2 protein-coding genes are annotated in these 2,387 nt (G+C 65.7%); both read left to right on the top strand.

What is annotated here, in order from left to right:
- Positions 1-1,627: hypothetical protein (locus ACOJSN_RS07430; RefSeq protein WP_420111869.1), on the top strand; the 1,627-nt coding region annotated here is incomplete at its 5' end.
- Positions 1,628-1,752: 125 nt separating this feature from the next.
- Positions 1,753-2,196, top strand: coding sequence for a hypothetical protein (locus tag ACOJSN_RS07425; protein WP_420111868.1), 444 nt, complete (start codon positions 1,753-1,755; stop codon positions 2,194-2,196).
- Positions 2,197-2,387: the final 191 nt, after the last annotated feature.

Genomic DNA, 2,387 nt, shown 5'->3' with positions numbered 1-2,387 from the left:
GGCAGCCCTGGCACGCCAGGTGGCGGACGCGGCCGGCCCGCTGCTGCGCGCCAACGTGCTGCAGCAGCAGTGGGTGGCGGAGATGCTGGACCAGCACGGGGACAACCAGGCGTTCGCCGACACCCTCGCCGACGAGTTGGGTGTCGAGGGGCTGATGCAGCTGGGCAGCCACCTCTCCCCCGCGCTGGTGCATCTGGTCTCGCGAGTCGAGCGGGGCGTCGGCACCGTCCTGTCCACCACCACCCGCGTCCCCGCGCACCTGAGGAACGCCCACCCGCAGGACCCGGAGTTCCAGGAATGGCTGCGGACCGGGGAGGGGCGCCGCTGGCAGGACATCCTCGACCAGACCACCGCCTACGGCCACCGCGAACTGGCCAAGAGCCCCGACCCTGCCGGCGACCCCCGCGAGACGTACTACGGCTACGAACGGATCATCTCCCACCTCGAAGCCTCCGACCGCCCCGCCTCCGCGCCGTACCTGTACCTGCTGACGGACGACATGATCACCGCCGAGGCCACCGACCCGCAGAAATGGCGCCACGCCGCCTACGGCGACCCCGGCGAGATCCGGTCCGTCGACCTCCTCGACCGGCAGTTGGGCATGATCGCCCACAACAACCCCCACGCCGCCACCCTGGTCATGACCGAACACTTCGACTACCTCATGCTCCAAGGCGAGGACGAGGACGACGCCAAGGCACGTCCCGGCCCCGAATACCCCCTCAGCCCGTCCAACCCCGAACGTCACGGCCTCACCGACGCCCTCGTCGCCGCCACCACCGGCCGCACCCCCGACGCCGACCAATCCCTGGCCACCGACCCACCCACCCGCGAACAACAGGACATCGGCATCGAGGTCTTCCGCTACTACGAGGACCGCACCCACCTCCTCGCGCCCAAGGGCGACCACGCCTACCGCGCCTCACGCATCGGCATGGTCACCGCCGAACACATCGCCGTCGTCCACGCCTCACTCGGCGACTACAGCGACATCCCCAACCGCCCCGACCTGCCCCGCACGGACCTCCCCAACACCGAACGACTGCTCTACCAACTCGCCCTCGACAAGGATGCCTTTGCCGCCATCGAAGGCGCCTCCAGCGCCCAGACCGGACTCGCAGTCGAACAGGCTATGGACAACGACTATTTCGAGGACTCCGTCGAGCAGTCACTTGGCCGGGCAGTGGACCCGGGGTCGGTCACCGCGGGCATCATGGCGGAATCCCGGGCCGCGTCTGCGCATAATGAAATGATGGACGAAGAGGGCCTCAAGACCTGGAAGAAATGGAGCGAGCGAGGCCTCAACACCATCTCCGACACCGCCACCAAGAACCTCCCCTTCGCAGGAACCGCTACCGCGAAGATCTTCGACGAAATCAACGCAGGGCTCTACAAGGAGCTGGAAGAAGAGAAGGCGCGAAACGCCGCCAATGAAAGAGCAGAAGTGCGCTACGACTCAGAAGCGCAGAACGAGGCAGGAGCCGCCACCGCCGTCGAAGCCGCCCTGCACAACAAGTACGGAGACCCACTCCCCGACCACATAGACGCAGAACGATACAAGGACGCAGCCAGGCACCACGCCAACACTTCTTTCGGGGCGGGTCGCTTGAAGGGAGCAAGTAATTGACCGCGAAGCACTGGGCCGCCGGCGCAGGCACAGTCCTGGCTCTTTTGTCTATCGGGGGTTGCGCCTCGAGCGAAGCCGAGGAAGAACCTGAACGCTTGTACCAAGTACCTCAGAGCCTCTGTAACATGCCGCCAATCGACGTCAACTTGGAGCCGATCTTCACCTCAGGGGAGCGCCTTGAGGTTGACCACAACTTTATCGATGCAGAGAGCGGCACATTCAGCTGCCTGTACCGAGTCGACGGAATTCCCGTAATCTATATTATCGCATCCTTTTACGCCGACCGAGGGGTAACGGAACCTCCAGTCGCTTACGGAATGCGGAGCTGGCCCAAACCGGAGGCCGTCGCCGTCCCCGGACCCTATGAGGCATACGCGTGGCCAGGGCTGGCGAGCGCCGCGGCCGACTGCACATTCAAGGGCGAGACCCGCCCCTACTTGGCTCGCGTCCTTACCACGTATCCGGACGACGAGGACCTCGCGCTGGAGCTGGTATCAGAACTCATCCAACCCGTCACGGAACACGCCCAGCAACACTGCAACACCCTCGGAAACCAGGCCACAGGGTGAGGTCCCCAGATCCCGAGCTGTGGGGCCGCGCACGCCGGCGAGGGGTCGTGGGCATCTGCCGCTGGCAGGACATCCCCGACCAGGCCACCGACTACGGCCACCGCGAACCGGCCTGGGCATGGTCGCCCACAACAACCCCCACGCCGCCACCCTGGTCATGACCGACCACTTCGACTACCTCATGCTCCAAG

Source organism: Pseudactinotalea sp. (assembly GCF_048594945.1).
In the GTDB taxonomy this organism is placed as follows: Bacteria; Actinomycetota; Actinomycetes; order Actinomycetales; family Beutenbergiaceae; genus Pseudactinotalea.
The sequence above is the reverse complement of the archived record's forward strand: the minus strand, read 5'-3'. Positions and strand labels throughout refer to the sequence as shown.

Coding starts and splice junctions, on each gene's coding strand:
- ACOJSN_RS07425 (WP_420111868.1), top strand. CDS start 1,753: ATGCCGCCAATCGACGTCAACTTGGAGCCGATCTTCACCTCAGGGGAG.